The following is a 22,080-nucleotide window of genomic DNA, read 5'->3' as shown; positions in this document are numbered from 1 at the left end:
TCGGGCCTTTTCCGGCTCGGGCCGGGCCCGCGATCCGGAGGAAGTCCCTGGCGGTGCTGTCCGGGCGATTCGGTGCGGTCGGGCAGTGCGTCCGGCGGCCGGGCCCCGCCATACGCCGTACATCCGCCCGCAACGGGCCGGAGTGAGGGTGGAGGCGTCCCGTCCGCCGCCCCCGGCGGGGGCCGCCCGGCGGAAGGAAACCCGGTGAAGTTCCAGCTGCTCTCGCTCGTCAGCCACGCCCCGCACCCGCTGACCGGCGAACTCCCCTCCCCCGCCGACCGCCTGGCCGAGGTGGTGGCGCTCGGCGAGGAGGCCGAGCGGCTCGGCTTCGAGGCCTTCGCGGTCGGCGAGCGGCACGCCGGGCCCTTCCTCTCCTCCAGCCCCACCGTGGTGCTCGGCGCGCTCGCCGCGCGCACCACCCGCATCCGCCTGCTGACCGGCGTCACGGTGCTCGCCGTCCTCGACCCGGTCCGGGTCGCCGAGGACTACGCCACCGTGGACCAGCTCTCCCGCGGCCGGGTCGAACTCGTCGTCGGCAAGGGTGCGGAGGCGGGCCACTTCGCGCTCTTCGGGCTCGACGAGGAGCGCCAGTGGGACCTCCAGCGCGAGAAGTACGCACTCCTGCGCAGGCTCTGGCGCGAGGAAGGCGTCGACTGGACCGGCGAGTTCCGGCCACCGCTGAAGGGGGCGACCACCCTGCCGCGGCCCTACGGGGACCCGCCGCGGATCTGGCACGGCTCGGCGACCAGCCTGCACTCCACCGAACTCGCCGCCCGCCACGGCGATCCGCTCTTCACCGCCAACGCCGTCCAGCCCCGGGCGGCCTACGCCAAGCTCATCGCGCACTACCGGGAGCGCTTCGCGGAGTACGGCCACGACCCGGCGCGGGCCCGGGTCGCCGCGGGCTCCGGCGGACTGCTGATCGCGGACAGCTCGCAGCAGGCCGTCTCCCGCTACAAGGAGCTGTACGAGGCGGGCGTGCGGCGGGCCTTCAAGCCCGAACTCGCCGGGAAGGCGGGCTACAACACCCCGTACCGCACCATCGAGGAGGCCATCGGGGAAGGGCCGCAGCTCATCGGCTCGCCGCAGCAGATCATCGACAAGATCCTCGGCTACCACGCGCTCTACGGGCACGACCTCCAGTCGGTCGCCGTGGACGGCTTCGGCCTCGGCGGGCCTGAGCAGCGGGAGACCCTGCGGCGCTTCGCCGAGGAGATCGCGCCGGTGGTGCGGCGGGAGGCCCCGAGCACCCTGTGGGAGTGAGCGCCGGGCCCCCGGCGCGTGTGCCCGGGTACCCGCCCCCTGTCCAGGCGGAGCTGCGGAGCGAGTGCCGCGGAGCCCGTAAGGTTGGCTCGTACACGAGGGCACGTCGGAAGGAGGCGCTGGGTGATCGAGCTCGAGGGGGTTCCCGAGCTGGTCGACCCGGTCATGGTGGCCGCGTTCGAGGGCTGGAACGATGCCGGTGACGCTGCCTCCACCGCGGTCGCGCATCTGGAGAAGGAGTTCAAGGGCGAGGTCTTCGCGGCGCTGGACGCCGAGGACTACTACGACTTCCAGGTCAACCGCCCCACGGTCTTCCTGGAGAACGGCGCCCGCAAGATCACCTGGCCGACGACCCGGCTGTCCGTGGTCCGCGTCGGTGGCGACAAGCCCCGTGACCTGGTCCTGGTGCGCGGTATCGAACCGTCCATGCGCTGGCGTTCGTTCTGCAACGAACTCCTCGGCTTCGCCCATGAGTTGGGCGTGGAGCTGGTGGTCGTCCTCGGCGCGCTGCTCGGCGACACCCCGCACACCCGGCCGGTGCCGGTCAGCGGGGTGACCTCCGACACCGACCTGGCCCGCACCATGAACCTGGAGGAGACCCGCTACGAGGGCCCCACCGGGATCGTCGGCATCCTCCAGGAGGCCTGCACGCACGCCGGGGTCCCCGCCGTGAGCCTGTGGGCGGCGGTCCCGCACTACGTCTCCCAGCCGCCGAACCCGAAGGCGACCCTGGCGCTCCTGAACCGCCTGGAGGACCTGATCGACCTGCGAATCCCGCTGGGCGAGCTGGCCGAGGACGCCCGCGCCTGGCAGCTCGGCGTCGACCAGCTGGCGGCCGAGGACAGCGAGGTCGCCGAGTACGTGCAGTCCCTGGAGGAGGCCCGGGACACCGCGGAGCTGCCGGAGGCCTCCGGGGAGGCCATCGCCCGCGAGTTCGAGCGCTATCTGCGCCGCAGGGACGGCGGTCCGGCGGCGGGCGGCCACGCCACCGAGAGCGGCGAGACCTCCCCGTATCTGCGGGACACCGGCCCGGGCGGCCGGGCCAGGCCGCCGCGCTCGCCGAAGCCGTCCGCGGAGGACGAGGGCGGGTCCGGGCCGGGTTCCGGGTCCGGCGGGTCCGGTTCGGGCCCGGGCCCGGAGGAACCGCCGGAGGACTGAGCCCCGGGGAGGGCCGAGCCGGGACGACGACACGGCGGCGGGGGGGGGGGGGGGGGCCCCCCCCCCCCCCCCGCCGCTCTGTGCGCGAACTCCCTTATGCGCAGTGGAACTTGGCCGCCGCCCAGTCGCCGTGGTCGCCGGTCTTCTTCTTGTCGGTGTCGGTGACCTTCAGGCGGACGTGCCGGGCGCCGGTCACGTCCAGGTCGACCGGGACGGTGTCCGAGGTCCCGGTGAGCTTCGGCGAGGTCCACAGCACCTTGCCGTCGGCCTCCACGGAGAAGGCCACCTCGCCGTAGTCCTTGATCTCGTCGTCGATGCCCACGTCCGCGGTGAAGCGGGAGCACCGGCCGCCGAGGTGGACCTCGATGTCGGAGTTCGCGTGGGTGCCGATCCCCTTCTCGTAGCTCTTGCCCGCGAGGCTGAGGGTCCTGCCGTCACCGGCCGCGGACTCGCCGTTGCTCTGGTCGCGCTCGGCGGGCCCGTAGCCGTTGGTGTCGGTCAGCCACTCCAGGTCGCCGGCCCAGGTGTCGCCCTTCGGCGGCTTCGGCACCGCGGCGACCCCGAAGGCGCCGGAGACCGCGCGGTCCTGGCCGGCGGCCGTGTAGCGGGCGCGGACCTTGAGGGTGCGCTCGCCGGACTCGGCGTCGGCGGGCGGGGTGACCTTCACGTCCACCGTGGCGGTGGTGCCCGCGGGGATCCGCCGGAGGTCCTTCAGCGGCTCGGCCCGCCAGCCCTCCGGGAGGTCGAGGGCGAGCCGCACCCCGGTGGCGTCCCGGGTGCCCGCCGTCACGCCGAAGCGGACGGTGGAGGCGGTGCCCACCGGGATCTCCTGGCCGGAGGGGGCGCTGACGCCCGCACCGGCGCCCGGCACCTTGCCGCCGACCGCGCTGGTGTCCTCGGCGTACAGGGTGAAGGGGCGGCCGGTGGAGCGGGGCGCGGTCTTGACGCGGATCACCCCGGCCCGGTCGTCCCGGTCGTAGTACCAGCCCTCCTCGGCCTTCTCGTACGCCGCCGCGGAACCGAGGTCGCGCAGCCGGTGCCCGCCGATCCGCACCGCGCTCGGCGCGTCGGAGGTGTGCAGGCTGAAGGAGTACGGCCGCTGCTCCGCCTTGCCGTCGAAAGAGCCCTCGGCGGCGCCCACGTCGAGGCGGATGTCGCCGCCGCCCTGCCGCGGGGCGCGCACCTGGACCCGCTGGGTGGAGGACTTGCCGTCCCGGTGCTCGCGGGTGACGCCGTCGTCCTCGTAGAGCGTGAAGGAGGACCTGCCCTGCGGGTAGACGTCCCAGGCGACCTGGTCCTCGGGGCCGCGGTCCCGGTAGGACCTGATGCCGGGCCACATCGGCACCGTCGCACCGGCCTTGACGAACATCGGCAGGGTGTCGAGCGGGGCGTTGTAGCCGTTCAGCGTGGTCGGGCCCTGGTAGGTCCGGCCGGTCCAGTAGTCGGTCCAGGTGCCCTTCGGCAGATAGATCCCGTCGCGTACGTCGGTGTCCTCGTAGACCGGGGCGACGAGCAGGTCCTCGCCGGTCAGGAACTCGTACTTGGCGGCGTCGGTCGCGGCCTTCGGGTCCTCGGGGTATTCGAGGGCGAGCGGGCGGACCGCGCCCACGCCGGTCTCGGTGGCCTCATGGGCGTAGGAGTACAGATACGGCAGCAGCGCCTCGTGCAGCTTCTGGTACTTGCGGTTGATGGCGGTGTAGGGCTCCCCGTGGACGTAGGGCTGCTTGTCGCTGGGCGCCCAGCCGTCCATGGTCATCGTCATCGGCAGCAGCGACTTCCACTGCAGATCGCGGACGTACGTCTTGGGGCTGCCGCCGAAGATCCCGTCCACGTCGCCGGTGGTGTAGGCGAGCCCGGACATGGTGGCGCCCGCGTAGGTCGGGATCTGGAAGCGGATGTTCTCCCAGCTGCCGGACTGGTCGCCGGACCACTGCACCCCGCAGCGCTGGGCGCCGGCCCAGGCCTCGGGTGCCCAGGTGAAGCCGCGGGCGTCGCTGTTGTCCTCGATGCCCTTGTAGGCGTCCTTGCAGCCGTCGAGGGCGAACTTGTAGCCGTCGCCGACCCAGGCGACGTCCAGCTTGGCGACCCGCTGGCCCGCCTTGACCTGGTCGGCGAGCTTGTCGAGGCCGTCCTCGGTCCACATCCCGAGTTCCGCCTTGCGCTCCTTCATGCCCGCACCGGTCTCGGCGAGGTTCTCGTAGCCGCAGCCGTAGCCGTCGTTGACCAGCATCCAGCCGAGCGGGAGGTCGTTCTCCAGGTACTTGTCGGCGACCTTCAGCGAGTCCAGGGTGTGCCGCTCGCCCCGGTTGGCGTTGTGCAGGTAGCAGTCCGAGTCGCCGATCTCCAGTCCGTAGATCGGCGGCAGGAACGGCTTCCCGGTGAGCTGGGTGTAGTCGCCGATGACGTCCTTGGCGGTGTCGCCCGCGAAGTAGTAGGCGTCGAAGCGCTTCTCCTTCGCGGCCGCGGTGACCGGTTCGTCGAAGGTGTACGTGTTCGGCGCGTAGGTGTTGCGGAAGACGCCGTACCCGGCCGAGGAGAGGTAGAAGGGCACCGAGTTGGGGTGCCCGCCGTCGTCCCAGTTGTAGTCGACGCCGACCTCGACCCGCTGGCCCCGGTGCGAGGTGTTGCCGCGGCCGTTCTGCATTCCGGCGCCGTAGAACTGCTCCCTGGCCCCGCGGTCGAGGGTCTGGGTGGTGCTGTCCTCGGTCCAGGTGAGGCCCTTGGTCTCCTCCCAGACCTTGCTGCCGTCGGCCCGGTGGAGCGCGAAGCGCAGCGGGGACTTGTAGGCCCGCAGGGTGACCGCGCCGGTGCTCAGCTCGTAGCGGTCGCCCTTCTCCTTCCACCGGGTCGCCGGGGGCTTGCCCTGCGGCTGCACGATGTCCTTGCCGGTCGGATCGGTGAAGGTGCCGTCCGGGGCGAGTTCGATCCGGAAGGTCTCCTTGTCGACGAAGCTGACGCGGGCCTTCGCCGCGCCCGCCGACAGCTGGTAGACGGAGCCCTTCGCCTCGAAGCCCGTCACCTTGCCGACGGTCGTGCCCTCCTCGGCCGCGGGGTCCTCGGCCTGGGCCGAACCCGCCGTTCCCACAAATGTCGCGAGAAGTCCCGCGAGGGCTCCCGCAAGGGCCACTCTCTTGCGTATTCGTGATTGCATGTTGAGCTTTTAGCGCAGATTCGAGCAGCAAGGCAAGGGTTCCGGGTAAAGGAAAGCCCCCGGACTTCGCGGGGAAGTCCGGGGGCCTGTACGGAATATGAGGTTTTGCCCGGCACCGGGCCGGGTCCGGGAGCGCCGCTTCCCGAGCCACGGGGCGACGCCCCCCGTGGTCGGAAGACGTGCCCTAGAGGGCCACTCCGAGGAGGGCGTCCACGGCGCGGGAGACCACTCCGGGCGCCCGTTCGTCGGTGCCGCCGTTCTCCGCCTGGCGGGCGGCCCAGCGGTCCACCGCGGCGAGCGCGGCCGGGGCGTCGAGGTCCTCGGCGAGGGCCGCGCGCACCTCCTCCACCAGGGGCTCCGCCTCGGGTCCGTCGGGCCGGGAGACGGCGGCGCGCCAGCGGGCGAGCCGGTCCACCGCCTCGTCGAGCACGGCGTCCGTCCACTCCCAGTCGGCGCGGTAGTGGTGGGCGAGGAGCGCCAGCCGGATCGCGGCCGGGTCGACGCCCGCGCGGCGCAGCGCGGAGACGAAGACCAGATTGCCCTTCGACTTGGACATCTTCTGCCCGTCGAGGGCGACCATGCCCGCGTGCACATAGGCCTTGGCGAAGGGGAACTCCCCGGTCAGCGCCTGGGCGTGGGAGGCGCCCATCTCGTGGTGCGGGAAGGCGAGGTCGCTGCCGCCGCCCTGGATGTCGAAGCCCATGCCGAGGTGGTCGAGCGCGATGGCCACACACTCGATGTGCCAGCCGGGTCTGCCCGCGCCGAGCGAGCCGCCGTCCCAGCGGGGCTCGCCCTCCCGGGCCGCCATCCACAGCATCGGGTCGAGCGGGTTCTTCTTGCCCGGGCGGTCCGGGTCCCCGCCGCGCTCCGCGGAGAGCAGCCGCATCGCCGCGGCGTCCAGGCCGGAGACCTGCCCGAAGTGCGGGTCGGCCTCGACGGAGAAGTAGACGTCGCCCTCGAGCTCGTAGGCGGCGCCGAGGTCCCGCAGCCGCTCCACCAGGGGCACGATGCCCGGGATGGCCTCGACGGCGCCGATGTACTGCCGCGGGGGCAGCATCCTCAGGGCCGTCATGTCCTCGCGGAAGAGGGCGGTCTCCTTCTCGGCGAGCCCGGCCCAGTCGATCCCGTCCCGCTCGGCGCGCTCCAGGAGGGGATCGTCGATGTCCGTGACGTTCTGCACGTAGTGGACCTGCCGCTTGGTGTCGAGCCACACGCGCTGCACGAGGTCGAACGCGTTGTAGGTCGCCGCGTGACCCAGGTGGGTCGCGTCGTACGGGGTGATGCCGCAGACGTAGATACGGGCGACGGGACCGGGGTCGAGGGTGACGAGGCCGCCGGTCGCGGTGTCGTGGATCCGGAGGTCGCGACCCGTGCCGGGCAGGGCGGGGACCTCAGAAGCGGGCCAGGCATACATGCCTTGAGCCTAACCGGACACATGTTCCGGGTACGAACCGGACGCCCGCGGATGGCCTGTTGGGCACCCTTGCCCGGAACGCCCCGATGTGCTGCGGCGCTCGACCGGACCGCGCGCGGCGGGCACCGGCGAGAACCGGCCCGGTCCACCCCGGACCACCCCGATCCACCCCGGACCACCCGATCCGCCCCGGTCCGCGCGAAGCCTCCCCAGCGCGCACCTCAGATCGGCGGCCAGGGGATCGCGGGCCACTCCCCGCTCGGCTCCGGATGGCGCCCGGTGGTGAGCAGCACGGAGATCCGGCCACGCAGCGCCGCCACCTCGGCGCCGGTCAGCAGCTCACAGAGCCGCGCGGCCAGCGGCTGCCCCTCGGTGAGCCGCTTCTCCAGGGCGCCGAGGGCGGTGCGCGCCTCCTCGGTGAGCGGCTCGCCGGCCCAGCCCCAGAGCAGGGTGCGCAGCTTGTCGTCCACATGGAAGGTGACGCCGTGGTCGATCCCGTAGAGCCGCTCACCGGCGCCGGGCAGCAGATGGCCGCCCTTGCGGTCGGAGTTGTTGATCACCGCGTCGAAGACGGCGAGGCGGCGCAGGCGGGCGTCGTCGGCGTGCACGAGCAGGGCCGTGCGCCCCGCGCCGACCTCGGCGAAACCGACCGCCTTCCAGCCCTCGGCGGGCTCCTCGGCGTCCACCAGGGCGAGCAGCTCGGCCTCCGGCACCGCCTCCACCCACAGCTGGCACATCCCCCGCCCGTGCGGCCCCTCGCGCAGCACGGTCGGCGGCACCAGACCCCAGCCGAGCGCCTCGGAGATCTCGTAGGCGGCGACCTCGCGCTCGGCGAGGGTGCCGTCGGGGAAGTCCCACAGCGGCCGCTCCCCCGCCACCGGCTTGTAGACGCAGGTGAGGCTCTCGCCCTCGTACGTCACCTCGCACTGCAGGACGGCGTTGGAGGCCTCGGGGATCCGGCCGCGCACCACCAGCTCGCCCCGGCGGAGCAGCTCGGCGGCGCTCACTCCCCGCGCCGGTATCCGTTCTGGCGCGGACATACGTGTCCCTCCGGGTCGAGCGGCAGGCTGCACAGCGGGCAGGGCGGGCGTCCGGCGTTCACCACGTCGAGGGCGCGCTTGGCGAAGGCGCGGGCCTGGGTGCCGGTGAGGCGGACCCGGAGCATGGGCGGGCCGTTCTCGTCGTCCTGGAGGAGCGCCTCCTCGGCCTCGGCGAGGTCGTCCTCGCTCTCGGCCTCCAGCTCGACCAGGGCCTGCGCCTCGACGACCATGCGCTGCTCGTCGCCGTCCCAGGCGAGCGCCATGGTGCCGACCCGGAACTCCTCCTCGACCGGGGCGTCCAGCGGCGCGGTGTCGGAGATCTCGGCGGGGGAGACGGCGGGCACCGAGGCGCTGCCGCCACTGCGCCGCACCACCTCGTCGAGCAGCTCGTCCATCCGCTCGGCGAGCGCGGCGACCTGCGTCTTCTCCAGGGCGACGCTGGTCACCCGGCCCCCGGCCGAGGCTTGCAGGAAGAAGGAGCGGCGCCCGGGCAGCCCGACCGTACCGGCGACAAACCGCTCCGGCGGGTCGTACAGGAACACCTGACGGGACACGAACTGTCTCCCAGCGAATCGGCGGCAAGGTTTACGGCGACCGGATCACCCTACTGCGGCGGACGATCACGGTGCGCCCGCACCACCCCCGACGGTGGCGTCACCGCCCGCTTCCCCCCGGTCCCCGGACTCCTCGCGCGGGACGAGGGAGGCGAAGTCGCCGGTGTCGCCGAGGCGGAGCAGGAACGGCCGGGTGCGGGTGTAGCGGATCACGGTCACCGAGCAGGGCTCGACGGAGATCCGCTGGAAGAGGTCGAGGTGCAGCCCGAGCGCGTCCGCCACCAGGGACTTGATGATGTCGCCGTGCGAGCACATCAGATAGGTGGCCTCGGCGCCGTGCTCCGCCTCGATCCGCGCGTTCCACTCCCGTACCGCCTCGCCCGCGCGGCTCGCCATGGCGCGCATCGACTCGCCGCCGGGGAAGGCCGCGGCCGAGGGGTGCTGCTGGACGATCTCCATCAGGGGCTCGCCGACCAGCTCGGAGAGCTTGCGTCCGGACCAGTCGCCGTAGTGGCACTCACCGATGCGCTCCTCCTCGTGCAGGGCGAGGCCCGGTCGCTCGGCGAGCAGCGGCGCGAGGGTCTCCTGGCAGCGCTGGAGCGGGCTCGCCACGGCGGCGGCGAGCGGGATCCCGGCCAGCCGGGCGGGCAGCGCGGCGGCCTGGGCGGCGCCGCGTTCGTCGAGGGCCACCCCCGGGGTCCAGCCGGCGAGCAGGCCCGCGGTGTTGGCGGTGGAGCGTCCATGGCGGACAAGCAGCAGCGTCGGCATGCGGGCCAGGGTAGGCGAGGAAGTACGGGGGGTGGGGTGCGGGCCCCAACCGGCCCGGGGAGAATGCGGCTGATGATTGTCGACTGCGCCATCTACCGCGACGGGCGGCGGACCGAGGAGCCCTCGGACCTGCCCCGGGCTCTGCGTACGGCACGCGCCGGTGACCAGGCCTTCGTTTGGATCGGTCTGCTGGAGCCGACCGAGGAGGAGTTCGCGGAGGTCACCCGCGAGTTCGGGCTGCATCCGCTGGCCGTCGAGGACTCCCTGAAGGCGCACCAGCGCCCGAAGCTGGAGGTCTACGACGACTCGCTGTTCGTGGTCCTCAAGCCGGTGACCTACGAGCCGGACAGCGACACCGTCTCCTCCGGCGAGCTGATGATCTTCATCGGCGACTCCTTCGTGGTCACGGTGCGGCACGGCAGGGACACCACCCTCGCCGAGGTGCGCAAGCGCCTGGAGGCCGAGCGCGAGACCCTGCGGCACGGACCGACGGCGGTGCTCTACGCGGTCTCCGACGCGGTGGTCGACCACTATCTGGAGGTCGCCACCGAGTTGCAGAACGACCTGGAGGAGCTGGAGACGGAGGTCTTCTCCCCCACCGGCGGCGGGCGCGAGACGGCCTCGCGGATCTATCTCTTCAAGCGCCAGATCCAGGAGTTCCGGCGGGCGACGGGACCGCTGCTGCCCCCGCTGACCCGGCTCGCCGGACTCGGCCCCGCCGGCTCCGCGCTGCCCTTCCTCGACGACTCGGCGCAGCCCTTCTTCCGCGACGTCAACGACCACCTGACCCGCGTCAACGACTCCACGGAGACCCTGGACCGGCTCGTCTCCGACGTCCTGTCGGCGCACCTGGCGCAGATGAGCGTCCGGCAGAACGACGACATGCGCAAGATCTCCGCCTGGGCGGCGATGGCGGCCGTCCCGACGATGATCGCCGGGATCTACGGGATGAACTTCGAGCACATGCCCGAACTGCGCTGGACCTGGTCGTACCCGGCCGTCGTCCTGGTGATGGCGGTCCTGGAGATCGGCCTGTACCGCCTGTTCAAGCGCCGCGGCTGGATGTGAGCCGGGGCGGGCCGGGGTCCGGGCGGGTCGCGGTCCGGGCGGTGCCGGCCGGTCCGCTTCAGGCGAACTCGGGTGCGGGGGCGGGCGGTCCGCCGAGGGCGTCGCGGCGCTCGGGCATGGCCAGCGAGGCCATCCGCCGCCAGCCCGCGAGGCGCTCCCAGGCGTAGACCGCGTGGACGCCCGCGGCGAGCAGCGCCGCCTTGGGCCGCGACCAGCCGAGCACGCGGCCCATGTGCGCCATCACCGCGAGGCTGACCTCCCGGTAGACGCGGATCTCGGCGAGCGCGCACTCGCGCAGCGCCGCCTGGATGGCGCGGCCGTGCCCGGCCGCCGCGAACCGCAGCAACTCCTCGTGGCAGTACGCGAGATGGTTGTCCTCGTCCGCGGAGATCATCCGCACCGCGCGGCCGACCTCGGGATGGTCGCCGAAGTGGGTGAGCAGCAGCTGCATCTGCTCCGAGGCCCGCTGCTCGGTGACCCTGCTGTGCGCGAGGTAGGTGACGAGGTCCTCCACCGTCAGCGGCTCCTCGCGCCGCAGCTGCGCGTGCGGCAGCCCGATGCCCTGCTTCTCCAGGAGCATCGTGTAGTCGGTCTCGGGCGGCACCTCGACGGGCGCCACCCCCCGCTTCTTCATCAACGCCCGGAAGATCCGGCCGTGTTTGTCCTCGTCGGCCCCGTGCCGGGCGATCTTCGGCGCGAGCGCCCGCTGCTCCTCGGGGACCAGGGCGGCGATCCGCCCGTTCTCCCAGCCGCCCTGCTCCTCACCGCTGGCCGCGACGGAGCAGAACAGCCGGAAGGACTCGTCGTTGTCGAAGATCTCCTCGAACAGGCTCTTGACCGAAAGCATCTGCCTTGCCACCTCCGTGCGACGTCCCGCAGGAGACGAGTACACGGCCGCACCGGCGGCCCGGCAACGCGACAGTCGCACAACTGGGCCGAACGGATGAGAAGCAGGGCGTAACCGGGTGGGACGCGAGCCGTTGAGCAAGGCGACGGCCGTGGCGGGGAGACCCCCCGAGCCCCCACCACGGCCGCGGGGACGCAAGGGGACTCAAGGGGGCGGGTTCTCAGGCGAGACCGGCGAGTTCGAGCGCCTCGACACCGGCCCGCAGCGAGGCGAGCCGCTCCTCGCGCGAGAAGCCCGCGGGGGCGAGCGTCAGCGTGGTGACCCCGGCCTCGGCGTAGGCCGCCATCCCCTCCGCGATCCGCGGCACGGAGCCGAGCAGCGTGGTCGAGTCGATCAGCTCGTGCGGGATCGCGGCGGCGGCGCCCTCCTTGTCCCCGGCGAGGTACTTGTCCTGGATCTCGGCCGCGGCCTGCTCGTACCCCATGCGCTGGGCGAGCTGGTTGTAGAAGTTCTGCTTGCGGCTGCCCATGCCGCCGACGTAGAGCGCGGTGTAGGGCCGGAAGGCGTCGGCGAGGGTGGGCACGTCCTTGTCCTCGCCGAGCGAGAGCGGCACGGTCGGCACCACGTCGAAGCCCTCCAGGGTCTTGCCCGCCTTCTCGCGGCCGGCCCGCAGGTGCCGCAGCGCGGTCTCCTCCAGGTGCGCGGCCGCCGGGAAGATGAGCAGCGCGCCGTCCGCGATCTCGCCGGTCTGCTCCAGGTTCTTCGGGCCGATCGCGGCGATGTAGAGCGGGATGCGCTCGCGCTCGGGGTGGACGGTGAGCTTGAGCGGCTTGCCGGGGCCGTCGGGCAGCGGCAGGGTCCAGTGCTGGCCCTCGTAGGACAGCCGCTCGCGGCTCATCGCCTTGCGGACGATCTCCACGTACTCCCGGGTCCGGGCCAGCGGCCGGTCGAACTTCACGCCGTACCAGCCCTCCGAGACCTGCGGCCCGGAGACGCCGAGGCCGAGGCGGAAGCGGCCGCCGGAGAGGGAGTCGAGGGTGGCGGCGGTCATCGCCGTCATGGCGGGCTGCCGGGCGGGGATCTGGAAGATCGCGGAGCCGACGTCGATCCGCTCGGTCTGCGCCGCCACCCAGGACAGTACGGTCGCGCCGTCCGAGCCGTAGGCCTCGGCGGCCCAGCAGACGTCGTAGCCGAGCCGGTCGGCCTCCTTGGCGACGGCGAGGTTGTCCGCGTCCATTCCGGCGCCCCAGTAGCCGAGGTTGATGCCGAGCTTCATAGCCATCCGCCGTCCCCTTACCGATCAGTAATGTCCCTGTGCCGCCGACCCTAGCGCCCGGTGCGCGCCCGCGTCAGGCCCCGCCGGGCGCGCGTTGTCCACAGGCGCCCCACGAGCCCGCGCGCGGCCAGTAATCTCAGCGCCCATGGAACAGAGGCATCTCGGCCGCACAGGCCTGCGCGTCTCGCGCATCGGACTCGGCACCCTGACCTGGGGCCGGGACACCGACGAGAACGACGCGGCGGACCTGCTCAAGGTCTTCTGGGAGGCGGGCGGCACCCTCGTCGACACCGCCGATGTGTACGGCGACGGCGAGTCGGAGTACCTGCTCGGCAGACTCGTGGACAGCCTCGTCCCCAGACGCGACCTCGTCCTCGCCACCAAGGCGGGCAGCGTGCCCGATCCGGAGCGCCGCTTCGACGGCTCCCGCGGCCATCTGCTCGACGCCCTCGACGCCTCCCTCACCCGCCTCGGCACGGACTACGTGGACCTCTGGCAGATCCACGCCTTCGACCCCTGGACCCCGCTGGAGGAGACCCTCGGGGCGCTCGACCTGGCGGTGAGCAGCGGCCGCGCCCGGTACGCGGGGGTGTCCAACTTCTGCGGCTGGCAGCTCGCCAAGGCCGCCACCTGGCAGCTCGCGGCCCCCGGGACCCGCACCCGGCTCGCCAGTACGCAGATGGAGTACTCCCTGCTCCAGCGCGGCGTCGAACGCGAGGTGCTGCCCGCCGCCCTGGACCTCGGGGTGGGGCTGCTGCCCTCCTCGCCCCTGGGCCGCGGGGTGCTCACGGGCAAGTACCGGCACTCCACCCCGGCCGACTCGCGCGGCGGTTCGGAGCACCTGGCCCCCTTCGTCGCGCCGTATCTGGACGAGACCGCGAACCGGATCGTGGAAGCGGTCGCGACCGCCGCCGACGGCCTCGCCGCCACCCCGCTCCAGGTCGCGCTCGCCTGGGTGCGCGACCGCCCCGGCGTCAGCGCGCCGATCGTCGGGGCACGCAACGCGCAGCAGCTCAGCGCCGCGCTGTCAGTGGAGGCACTTAGTCTTCCCCGAGAGATCTGCCAGGCGCTGGACGACGTCTCCGCGCCCGTGCACCGCTATCCCGACCAGGACTGGAGCACGCTGTGAACGCCGAACCCGCACTCGCCCGGGACACCGAGCCGGGACCGCCGGAGGAACCCGCGACCGACGCGGCGGATACGGATGCGGTGGCGGCGGAGGCAGGAGGCCCGCAGGACCCGGCAGAGTCGGGTGACTTGGGCGGCTCGGGAGACTCGGGCGGCTCAGCGGCTGGCCGGGATGCCGAGGCGGCTGGGGCCGGAGAGACCACCGCGGACGAGACGGCGGAAACGGGCGCGGGAGCCGCCGAGGAAGGGGCGACCGGGGCCGAGGAAGGGGCCGCCGGGGCTGAGGGAACCACCCCCGCCGCGGAGGAACCGGCCTCAGGCACGGAAGGACCGACCTCGGGTACGGAGGAGTCCGCCTCCGGCGCTGAGGCATCCACCCCCGGTGCCGAACTGTCCGAAGCCGAGGCCGAGTTGCAGGCCCAGCGGGAGCTGCGGGCGCGGATCGAGCGGCGCAAGGCGGAGAAGCAGAGCGCCCCGGAGGCGGGCACCAAGCTCAGCGGCAAGGCGGCGGACCTGCTGGCCGCGGTGCGGGCGGTGGAGAGCGGGGAGCGGCCCGCGGATTCCGTCTTCGCCGAGCCCGCGGCGCCCCGGCGCGCGGCCGCCCCGCCGTCCCCCGGCCCCCGCACCCGCCCGGCGCCCCGGACTCTCGAAGGCCCCGCGCCGGAGGTCGTCGAGGCCGTGGCCGCCGTACTCGGCGAGGGCGGCGCCCCCGCGGCACTGGCCGCGCCCACCGCGGTGACCCTCGGCCCCGAGGCCCCGGAGCTGCTGCGCGCCGACCCCTGGCAGCTGCTGCAGGTACCGGGTGTCCGCCCGGACCACGCCGACGGATTCGCCCGCGCCCTGCTCGGCGGGGACTCGTCGCCCGCCGACGAGCGCCGCGGCCGGGCGCTCACCACCTGGCTGCTCGCCCAGGCCGCCGCGGCGGGGCATACGGCCCTGGAGGCGCCCCAGCTCACCGAGGCGCTGGCCCGGCAGTCCGTCCCCGACCCGGAGGCGGCGGTGCAGAGCGCGATCGCCGAGGGGGACATCCTGGTCTTCCAGGACGCCCTCGACCAGGGGCCGTCCGGCTCCCCCGGACCCGCCGGGGGTTCCGCTTCGGCCGCCGGGGGTTCCGCCTCGCCCGCCGAGGCGCCCGAAGGCGAACAGGGGCCTCCCGTACGGGTGTTGCTGGGCCTGGAACGCCACGCCCTCGCGGAGGAGAGCCTCGCCGACGGGGTGGCACGGCTCGCCGCCTCCCCCACCGAAGGGCCCGCGGACGGATCCTGGGAGGACGCCGCCGCCCGGCTGGGCGGTTCGGCCGCCGAGCTGGTGCGGGCGGTGGCCGGTCACTGCCTGGCCCTGCACACCGGCGGCGAGACGGCCCACCGGGAGCCCGCGGCCCTCCTCGCCCTGGCCCGCGCGAGCGGCCTGCGCGTCTGCGCGGCGGCCCACACCCCGTACGGGGCACGCCAGTTCGCCGCCCTGCTGGAGCGGGCGGAGTCAGGCGGCGCGAAGCCGGGCGACGCGGCGGCGGACACCAGTACGGAGAGCGGTTCCGCCGACTTCACCGAGGCGGTCACCACCGTCTCCGCCCTGCTGCGGGGCGCCGCGGGCCCCGCACGCGACGGCGAGGGCGCGCTCGCCGTGGACCTCCTGGTGGTCCTGGACGCTCCCCAACTCGACGTGGAGACCGCCGCCTCGCTGGTCGAGGCGCTGCCCGACGGTGCCCGGCTGGTGCTCTCGGGCGACCCCGCCGTGCTCTGGTCCGCGGGCCCGGGGCGAGTCTTCGCGGATCTGCTCGCGGCCCGCCGCTGCCCGCACATCGCGTCTCGCACCCCCGACCCCGGGCCGCTGGGCGAGCTGACCTCGGGCATCGGTGCCGGGGAGCTGCTCCAGGTCGAGGCGCCGGACAAGGAGGTCGTGATCGTACCGGTGCGCGAACCGGCCGAGGCCGTGCACCGCACCGTGCAACTGGTCGCCGACTCGGTGCCGCGCACCTTCGGGGTCCCGGCCGGGGAGACCCAGGTGATCACCGTCGGGCACGGCGGCCCCGCGGGCACCCAGGCCCTCAACGCGGCCCTCAAGGAACGCCTCAACCCGGGTCCTGGCCGCTTCGGCGGCTTCGACCCGGGCGACCGCGTGGTGCACACCCCCGCGCCGGGCCTCGCTGTACCGGGAGTCGTCGCCGGGGCCGAGGCCGAGGGGCTGCGCCTGGACTGCGAGGGCGGCACGGTCGTGGTGCCGAAGGACCGGGTGGGGCCCGAAGTGGTGCGCCACGGCTGGGCGATCACCGCGCACCAGGCGGTCGGCAGGCGCTGGCCGACGGTGGTCGTGGTGCTGCCGGGCGACGCGGCCGGCGCCCTCACCCGCTCCTGGGTCTACACCGCCTTCGGGCGCGGGGAACGCCACCTCTCCGTGGTGCACGGAGTGGAGGCGGCGCTGCCCCGCGCGGTGGCGGAACGCCCCGTGAAGCCGCGGACCAGCCGCCTGGAGACCCTGCTGCGCGCCCCCCAGGAGGCACCGGCCCCGCCGCCCTCCCGGGACGAGCCGACCTCCTAGCCGCGCACGCCTCCTCGGACCCCTTCGTCCTCTTCCTCCCCGTCGTCCCCGTCGTCCTCTTCCTCGTCCAGGTCGAGTTCCTCGTCCTCGTCGAAGACGGCGCTGACGTCGAAGCGGAAGGCCACATCCGCCGGGTCGACCTCGTCGAAGGGGGCCGCGAGCCACTCCCCCGGATCGGCGGGCCGGGCGGAGGCTGTCACCCAGAGGGTGGAGTCGCCCTCCTCCAGGCCGAACTCCTTGTGGCGGGAGGCGATTTCGTCCGGGTCGAACTCCCCGAACACGATGCCGAGCGAGCCCTGCAGCGTCTCGGCACCGGCGTCCGAGGGCTCGCCCCGGCCGCGTTCGACGGCCTCGATGCGCTGTGCCTGTGCCTTCAGCCGCTGGGGTTCCGTCACGGTGTAGTCGCGTCGGATCAGCACGCTGAGCGCGTTCGGCGCCTCGGGCCCGGCATAGGGCGGCAGTCCGTCCGGGCCGCCGGGGATCTCGAAGGGGGTGACCTCGTCGTAGCGGTCGTAGAGGAGTTCGTCGTACTCCTCCGCCGCCGCGGCCAGCTCGTTGAACGCTTCGTAGACGGCCGGGTCGTCCTCACCCGACCGGCGCTCGACGGCCGCCAGGTGGCGGTCGAGCGCGGCCTTGACCGCCTCGGCGGCGGCGCGTACCTCGGCAGCGGTGGGCTGCGCAGCATCAGACATAGGGCAGACGCTATCCGTACCGGGGGCTTGCCCGCACAATAGATGGCGATGCCGGAATACGAATTTGTCGATGTGTACGTGCCGCGCGGGGTCTCCCGCAAAGAGGCGACACGTCTGCTCACCGACCACGCCGAGTACGGGCACTGGGAGTTGGACCGTCTGAGCCTGCGCACCGACGGCAGCCGCCGGGTGCGCCTGAAGCGACGGATCATCCGTCAGGTGCGCGCCACCTGGTGACACTCCGCGGGCCCCACAACCGCACAGTGACGCCGGAACGGGCCCCGTGAGCACACGGGGCCCGTTCCGGTTCCGCCCTGCCGTCAGGTGAGGTGCCTCACCCTCGCGGGGTTCAGGCGGCCACGCGCGAGCGGCGGTAGAGCACGGCACCGCCGAGGACGGCGCCGGCGGCCAGCGCGGCGGCCGCGCCCACCGGCACCGAGTTGCCGGTGTGGGCCAGCTGCTCCGGCTCCGTCTGCGGGGCGGGCGCGTTCGGCTCGTCCGGCTGCTCGGCGGGCGGCTGCTCGTGCTTGACCGGCGGCTCCTCCGGCTTGACCGGGGGCTTGCTCGGCTCGGTGTTGTTGGCGCAGTCGTTGCCCGCGGCCGGGTTCAGCAGACCGGCGACATTGACGCTGTTGCCGCAGGCGTTGACCGGGATGTCGATCGGGGCCTGGATCTGGTTGCCCGAGAGGACGCCCGGCGAGTCGGTGGCCTCGCCGTCCGCGTGCGCGCCACCGCTGTGGCGGCTTCCGGAGGTGCTCTCCTCGCCGTGCGAGGCGCCCTTCCCGGAAGTCCCGGAAGTCCCGGCGGTCGTCGCCGTCCCGGCGTCCCGCGCCGAGGACTTCCCGTGGTCGCCGCCCCCGTTGACGCAGGTGTTGCCCGCGGCCGGGTTGAGCAGACCGGCGACGTCGATGGTGTTGCCGCAGACGTTCACGGGTACGTTCACCGGCACCTGGACGGTGTTCCCGGACGCCACTCCGGGCGAGTCCGAAGCACCGCCGCTCGCGTGGGAGTCGGCGTGTGCGTAGCCGCCGGCCACGGCGATGACGCCGGTTGCCGCGGCCACGGTGAGCAGGCCTTTGCGCGTGACCTGTCGCATAGGTTTTCCCTCTTGTACTTTCCGGCAGACGCACACGCACCGATTGCGTGGCGTGGAATTCCCGGCGGTCCCGGAGCGCATGGCACGCACTCCGGGACCGCGGGTCAGACCCTCAAGGGGTGAGGCACAACGTCACTTGTTGACGCAGACGTTGCCGACCGCGGGGTTCAGCAGACCGATCACGTCGATCGTGTTGCCGCAGAGGTTCACCGGGATGTGGACGGGCACCTGTACGACGTTGCCCGAGATGACGCCCGGCGAGTGCACGGCAGCGCCCTGAGCGCCGGAACTGGCAGAGGCGACACCCGCACCGGCAAGCGCGAGTCCACCGGTGGCAGCCGCGACAGCGACGACCTTCTTGATCATTATTCCTCCTCGTTGGCAATGCGATCCCAGACCGCGGATCACACCACCAGTAACGAGAACGGAGTAACGCGGGTACGAGCCGACACCCTCATTCACTCTTTCCGGTAAACGGGACCGGTCAACTGGGCGCCGGAATACGCCAGTCGGAGTGTCGTTTCAACTGCCTTTTCCCGCGGCGGATCGGTGGTGGCGGAGCGAGGGAGCAACTCCGCCTCGACGGCGGCGCGTTGACGCCGCCGTCCCGTCGCGGGCCGCGGAGGTACTCAGCTGGCGTCGAGAAAACGGTCGAGCACCCGTACGCCGAACTTCAGGGACTCGGTGGGCACCCGCTCGTCCACGCCGTGGAACATGCCCGCGAAGTCCAGCTCCGGCGGCAGCTTCAGCGGCGCGAAGCCGAAGCCGCGGATACCGAGGTCGTCGAAGGACTTGGCGTCCGTACCGGCGGAGAGCATGTACGGCACCGCCCGGGCGATCGGGTCCTCGGCCACCAGCGCGGTCTGCATGGCGTCGACCAGGGCGCCGTCGAAGGTGGTCTCCAGGGCCTTGTCGGCGTGCACGTCCTCGCGCCTGACCCGCGGGCCGAGGATCCGGTCCAGGTCGGCCAGGAACTCCTCCTCGTACCCCGGCAGGAAGCGCCCGTCGACGTGGGCGGTCGCCTGGCCGGGGATGACGTTCACCTTGTAACCGGCGCCCAGCTGCGTCGGGTTGGCGGTGTTCTGCAGGGAGGCGCCGATCAGCTTGGCGATGCCGCCGAGCTTCGCGAGCGTGTCGTCCATGTTCTCCGGGTCCAGCTCGGTGCCGAGCGCGTCGGAGAGTTCGTCCAGGAAGTGCCGCAGCGTCTTGGTGACCCGTACCGGGAACTTGTGCCGCCCCAGCCGGCCGACGGCCTCGGACAGCTCGGTGATCGCGTTGTCCTTGTGGATCATCGAACCGTGACCGGCGGTGCCGTCCACGGTCAGCTTCATCCAGTGCATGCCCTTCTGCGCCGTCTCGACCAGGTAGAGCCGCAGCTGCTCGTTGACGGTGAAGGAGAAGCCGCCGACCTCGCTGATGGCCTCGGTCACGCCCTCGAAGAGACCCGGGTGGTTGTCGACCAGGAAGCGCGCGCCGTACGTACCGCCCGCCTCCTCGTCGGCGAGGAAGGCGAGCACCACGTCGCGCGGGGGCTTGCGGCCGGAGCGCAGCCGCTCGCGGACCACCGCGAGGGTCATCGCGTCCATGTCCTTCATGTCCACGGCACCCCGGCCCCAGACGCAGCCGTCCGCGATCTCGCCCGCGAAGGGGTCGTGCGTCCAGTCCGCGGCGTTCGCCGGTACGACGTCGGTGTGCCCGTGGATGAGCAGACCCGGCCGCGAACGGTCCTCGCCCTCGATACGCGCGACCACGGAGGTACGGCCCGGATGCGACTCGAAGATCTGCGGCTCGACGCCCACTTCGGCGAGCTTCTCCGCCACGTACTCGGCGGCCTTGCGCTCCCCCGGGCCCGAGTGGTCGCCGTAGTTGCTGGTGTCGATCCGGATGAGGTCGCGACAGAGGTCGACGACCTCGTCCTGTGCGGTCACGCCGGCTCCTGCCGTCCTTGACTCGCTCACGCTGCTTCCTCCCGATGTGGCGTCACTGGTGGTCTCCCCTCATCCTCCCCCGTCACCGCCCCGCGCCCAAGACGGGGCACCGCCCGTCATCCGGCGTTCACACCCGGCACACGGGTGATCAGGCACCCCTCGATGTTTGCTATGGTTTTCCACGTCGCCGCGGGAGACCGCGGAGGCCACCGAGTCCGGGTGGCGGAATGGCAGACGCGCTAGCTTGAGGTGCTAGTGCCCTTTATCGGGCGTGGGGGTTCAAGTCCCCCCTCGGACACCAGCTGAAGCCCCACTTCACGTGGGGTTTTCTGCTTTTCTGGGCAGTGGCGTGAGCAATCACATGACCAACGGCCCGGAATCTCCTCAGGTCAGACCAGAAGAAACCGAAGGAACGCCCCTGCCCTTCACGGCAGGGGCGTTCCCTTGTCGGTCGGATTCGCAGGCGGTCACTCGCCCGAGGGCGGGATCACGAATCCCCGCGTCGGACCTGGCCCCGGTTTCTCCTCCGGGAACTCGGCTGCCACAGAGGCCAGCGCGTCAGCCGTCACGTCCCGCCGTGTGGCGGGGTCGGCCGTGTCGTACACACGCCAGGTCCCCGCCGTGTTCTCCGGATCCTCGGGGGCGACCACACCAGGGATTCCCAACTGCCTCAGTACAGCGGCAACTTGCCGTGCCTGCTCAGCGTCCACGCTTCCGCCTCCGTCTGCTCGCGGTCAGCCCGACTACGCCACCGCCCGAGCAGTGCGAAGCGCACTTGCCCGGATTGATCGGGCCGCAGCCGCCGGGCCTGGGAGTGTGGGAGCAGTTCGCCGCCACCGAAACCAGAGACTTGGTCGGGCCCGTCCACAGTTCGCTGTCCACGGTGTGCCCGGCCTGCTCGATGAGGGCCACCGTACGCGTGAGCGCCTGTTCGTCGTGCCGCTCGGCGTCGGGACGCTCGGGCCAGTGATGCACGAACCGCCCCAGACGCTTGCACAGCTTCTCGTACAGGTCGGTGTGCAGGATCAGCGCGTGCCATCCCTCGTCCACCACGGCGGAAGGCGTGATCTTGACGGTGGGGAACTGCGCGGCGGCGTCCATGAACTTGAGCGCTTCCACCACGATCCGCTCGGCCGTCGCTTCCTCCGTGCCGGGGTTGTTGTCCATGACGGTGGCGACGACACCCGTGAACGCGGTGGAGCTGAGCAATGCACGTACCTCGTCCATACGTGTTCCTCCCTGTTGCCGCGGATGTCGCGGTCGTCACGACCGTAGGAGTCGAAGAGCCTCGGGCTCCATGGACTTGCACGTGTTTGCACGCCAACTCCTCTGTCTCGATGCCGTGTTGACGCTCCCTCAGCAGTTCAAGGAAGCTGATGCAAGTCGGAGCAAGTACCTGGACAAGGAGATCTGCCATGGCTGTGGAATTCCTCGGGATCGATCCGGACACCGATCGGGACCACTGCCCAGCAGTGTGGACGGACACGGAAGCCCAGGAGATCTTGTTGCAGGGGTGGAAGCCGACTCCCGAGACTCAGGCGGAGTGCGAGGGAACCAGCCCCGCGAACGGTCCGGTACCCGACAGCGAGGCCATCGTGAGGATCCCGGCCCGGATGATCCCGATGATCAGGGAGGCATGCGATGCTGTCGAGCGTGCCCGGCTTCGCTGAGTTGCTCGGCCGGTGTGAGCGATCCGCAGTCCACCTGGAACTGCGTGACGCCTACGCCGCTACGGACCGCTTCGAGGCGTGGAGGCGAGGCGAGCGCATCGACTGGACGGATCGCGATTCCTGGTGGCATCCCTATGACCAGTTGATCGCCGACACCGTGGCCAGGGGCGTGGTGGTCCGCAGGGCCCGGGTGGTCTCCGAGCCGGTATCGGAGTACATCCGCTGGGAGCACTACGTCACGCATGCCAATGTCACGGCGGGAGAGCAGGTGCGCTGGCTGCCCCGCCGGCGAGCCACGGCCATTCCCCTCCCCGGAAACGACTTCTGGCTGTTCGATGACGCGCTGCTCCGGGTGCACCACTTCTCGGGCGAGGGCGCGGTGGTGGAGGACGAGATCACGGACGACGCCGAAGCGGTGAAGCTGTGCTCCGCCGCGTTCGCCGTGGTCTGGGAGCGGGCGATCCCTCACCACCTGTACAAGGTCTGACG

At 72.4% G+C, this 22,080-nt stretch carries 20 protein-coding genes and 1 tRNA gene; 9 read left to right on the top strand and 12 right to left on the bottom strand.

What is annotated here, in order from left to right; translation table 11 throughout:
* Positions 1–204: 204 nt before the first annotated feature.
* Positions 205–1,263 carry an LLM class flavin-dependent oxidoreductase gene (locus HFV08_RS20125; RefSeq protein ID WP_168541132.1) on the top strand — a complete coding sequence of 353 codons (1,059 nt, stop codon included), beginning with the start codon at positions 205–207 and terminating at the stop codon, positions 1,261–1,263.
* 123 nt (positions 1,264–1,386) lie between these two features.
* Positions 1,387–2,421 carry a PAC2 family protein gene (locus tag HFV08_RS20120; protein WP_168541131.1) on the top strand — a complete coding sequence of 345 codons (1,035 nt, stop codon included), beginning with the start codon at positions 1,387–1,389 and terminating at the stop codon, positions 2,419–2,421.
* A 94-nt stretch (positions 2,422–2,515) separates the two neighbouring features.
* Here HFV08_RS20120 and HFV08_RS20115 read toward each other — a convergent pair whose 3' ends face one another.
* From HFV08_RS20115 to HFV08_RS20095, 5 genes are all read right to left on the bottom strand, one after another.
* Complete coding sequence (locus HFV08_RS20115) at positions 2,516–5,572, bottom strand: NPCBM/NEW2 domain-containing protein (protein WP_168541130.1); 3,057 nt, start codon at positions 5,570–5,572, stop codon at positions 2,516–2,518.
* 184 nt (positions 5,573–5,756) lie between these two features.
* On the bottom strand, positions 5,757–6,986 hold the full coding sequence (mshC, locus tag HFV08_RS20110; RefSeq protein ID WP_168541129.1) for a cysteine--1-D-myo-inosityl 2-amino-2-deoxy-alpha-D-glucopyranoside ligase: 1,230 nt from the start codon (positions 6,984–6,986) through the stop codon (positions 5,757–5,759).
* A gap of 221 nt (positions 6,987–7,207) precedes the next feature.
* Positions 7,208–8,026: an Rv2133c family protein gene (locus tag HFV08_RS20105; RefSeq protein WP_168541128.1), complete on the bottom strand. Its 819-nt coding sequence runs from the start codon at positions 8,024–8,026 to the stop codon at positions 7,208–7,210.
* Entirely contained in the window at positions 7,990–8,580 is a 591-nt protein-coding gene (locus HFV08_RS20100; RefSeq protein WP_168541127.1) for an Rv2134c family protein, read from the bottom strand. Before HFV08_RS20100 ends, HFV08_RS20105 begins: the two co-directional genes overlap by 37 nt.
* Before the next feature lie 66 nt (positions 8,581–8,646).
* On the bottom strand, positions 8,647–9,348 hold the full coding sequence (locus HFV08_RS20095; protein ID WP_168541126.1) for a histidine phosphatase family protein: 702 nt from the start codon (positions 9,346–9,348) through the stop codon (positions 8,647–8,649).
* A gap of 72 nt (positions 9,349–9,420) precedes the next feature.
* Between HFV08_RS20095 and corA the strand changes: the two genes are divergently transcribed.
* Complete coding sequence (gene corA, locus HFV08_RS20090) at positions 9,421–10,416, top strand: magnesium/cobalt transporter CorA (protein WP_168541125.1); 996 nt, start codon at positions 9,421–9,423, stop codon at positions 10,414–10,416.
* A 58-nt stretch (positions 10,417–10,474) separates the two neighbouring features.
* On the opposite strand, the gene HFV08_RS20085 is transcribed toward corA, so the two are convergent.
* Both HFV08_RS20085 and HFV08_RS20080 read right to left on the bottom strand, forming a co-directional pair.
* Complete coding sequence (locus HFV08_RS20085) at positions 10,475–11,263, bottom strand: ferritin-like domain-containing protein (protein ID WP_168541124.1); 789 nt, start codon at positions 11,261–11,263, stop codon at positions 10,475–10,477.
* 220 nt (positions 11,264–11,483) lie between these two features.
* Positions 11,484–12,539, bottom strand: a complete 1,056-nt coding sequence (locus HFV08_RS20080; protein WP_168541231.1) for an LLM class F420-dependent oxidoreductase — start codon at positions 12,537–12,539, stop codon at positions 11,484–11,486.
* Between the two features lie 145 nt (positions 12,540–12,684).
* Between HFV08_RS20080 and HFV08_RS20075 the strand changes: the two genes are divergently transcribed.
* Both HFV08_RS20075 and HFV08_RS20070 read left to right on the top strand, forming a co-directional pair.
* On the top strand, positions 12,685–13,668 hold the full coding sequence (locus HFV08_RS20075) for an aldo/keto reductase (protein ID WP_168541123.1): 984 nt from the start codon (positions 12,685–12,687) through the stop codon (positions 13,666–13,668).
* Positions 13,665–16,205: a helix-hairpin-helix domain-containing protein gene (locus HFV08_RS20070; protein ID WP_376770673.1), complete on the top strand. Its 2,541-nt coding sequence runs from the start codon at positions 13,665–13,667 to the stop codon at positions 16,203–16,205. The genes HFV08_RS20075 and HFV08_RS20070 overlap by 4 nt, the downstream gene beginning before the upstream one ends.
* On the opposite strand, the gene HFV08_RS20065 is transcribed toward HFV08_RS20070, so the two are convergent.
* Positions 16,202–16,897 (bottom strand): hypothetical protein, encoded by a 696-nt coding sequence (locus HFV08_RS20065; RefSeq protein WP_168541122.1) that lies wholly within the window; start codon positions 16,895–16,897, stop codon positions 16,202–16,204. The genes HFV08_RS20070 and HFV08_RS20065 overlap by 4 nt on opposite strands.
* Positions 16,898–16,945: 48 nt before the next feature.
* Here HFV08_RS20065 and HFV08_RS20060 point away from each other — a divergent pair, with 48 nt between their 5' ends.
* Positions 16,946–17,134, top strand: a complete 189-nt coding sequence (locus HFV08_RS20060) for a DUF5703 family protein (RefSeq protein WP_040258433.1) — start codon at positions 16,946–16,948, stop codon at positions 17,132–17,134.
* Between the two features lie 112 nt (positions 17,135–17,246).
* Here the strand turns inward: HFV08_RS20060 and HFV08_RS20055 are convergent, their stop codons facing one another.
* From HFV08_RS20055 to HFV08_RS20045, 3 genes are all read right to left on the bottom strand, one after another.
* Positions 17,247–17,993, bottom strand: a complete 747-nt coding sequence (locus HFV08_RS20055; protein WP_168541121.1) for a chaplin — start codon at positions 17,991–17,993, stop codon at positions 17,247–17,249.
* 132 nt (positions 17,994–18,125) lie between these two features.
* Positions 18,126–18,359 carry a chaplin gene (locus HFV08_RS20050; protein ID WP_040254923.1) on the bottom strand — a complete coding sequence of 78 codons (234 nt, stop codon included), beginning with the start codon at positions 18,357–18,359 and terminating at the stop codon, positions 18,126–18,128.
* A gap of 263 nt (positions 18,360–18,622) precedes the next feature.
* Positions 18,623–19,951 (bottom strand): M20/M25/M40 family metallo-hydrolase, encoded by a 1,329-nt coding sequence (locus tag HFV08_RS20045; RefSeq protein WP_168541120.1) that lies wholly within the window; start codon positions 19,949–19,951, stop codon positions 18,623–18,625.
* A gap of 183 nt (positions 19,952–20,134) precedes the next feature.
* On the opposite strand from HFV08_RS20045, the gene HFV08_RS20040 reads away from it, so the two are divergent.
* Positions 20,135–20,222, top strand: a tRNA-Leu gene (locus tag HFV08_RS20040).
* Between the two features lie 398 nt (positions 20,223–20,620).
* Here HFV08_RS20040 and HFV08_RS20035 read toward each other — a convergent pair.
* Positions 20,621–21,148, bottom strand: coding sequence for a glycine-rich domain-containing protein (locus tag HFV08_RS20035; RefSeq protein ID WP_246341897.1), 528 nt, complete (start codon positions 21,146–21,148; stop codon positions 20,621–20,623).
* Between the two features lie 188 nt (positions 21,149–21,336).
* On the opposite strand from HFV08_RS20035, the gene HFV08_RS20030 reads away from it, so the two are divergent.
* Complete coding sequence (locus HFV08_RS20030; RefSeq protein WP_168541119.1) at positions 21,337–21,591, top strand: hypothetical protein; 255 nt, start codon at positions 21,337–21,339, stop codon at positions 21,589–21,591.
* Positions 21,563–22,078 (top strand): DUF6879 family protein, encoded by a 516-nt coding sequence (locus tag HFV08_RS20025; protein ID WP_168541118.1) that lies wholly within the window; start codon positions 21,563–21,565, stop codon positions 22,076–22,078. Before HFV08_RS20030 ends, HFV08_RS20025 begins: the two co-directional genes overlap by 29 nt.
* The last annotated feature ends 2 nt before the right edge of the window (positions 22,079–22,080 follow it).

The sequence above is a fragment of the Streptomyces physcomitrii genome (assembly GCF_012273655.1).
Lineage (GTDB): Bacteria > Actinomycetota > Actinomycetes > Streptomycetales > Streptomycetaceae > Streptomyces > Streptomyces physcomitrii.
The sequence above is the reverse complement of the archived record's forward strand: the minus strand, read 5'-3'. Positions and strand labels throughout refer to the sequence as shown.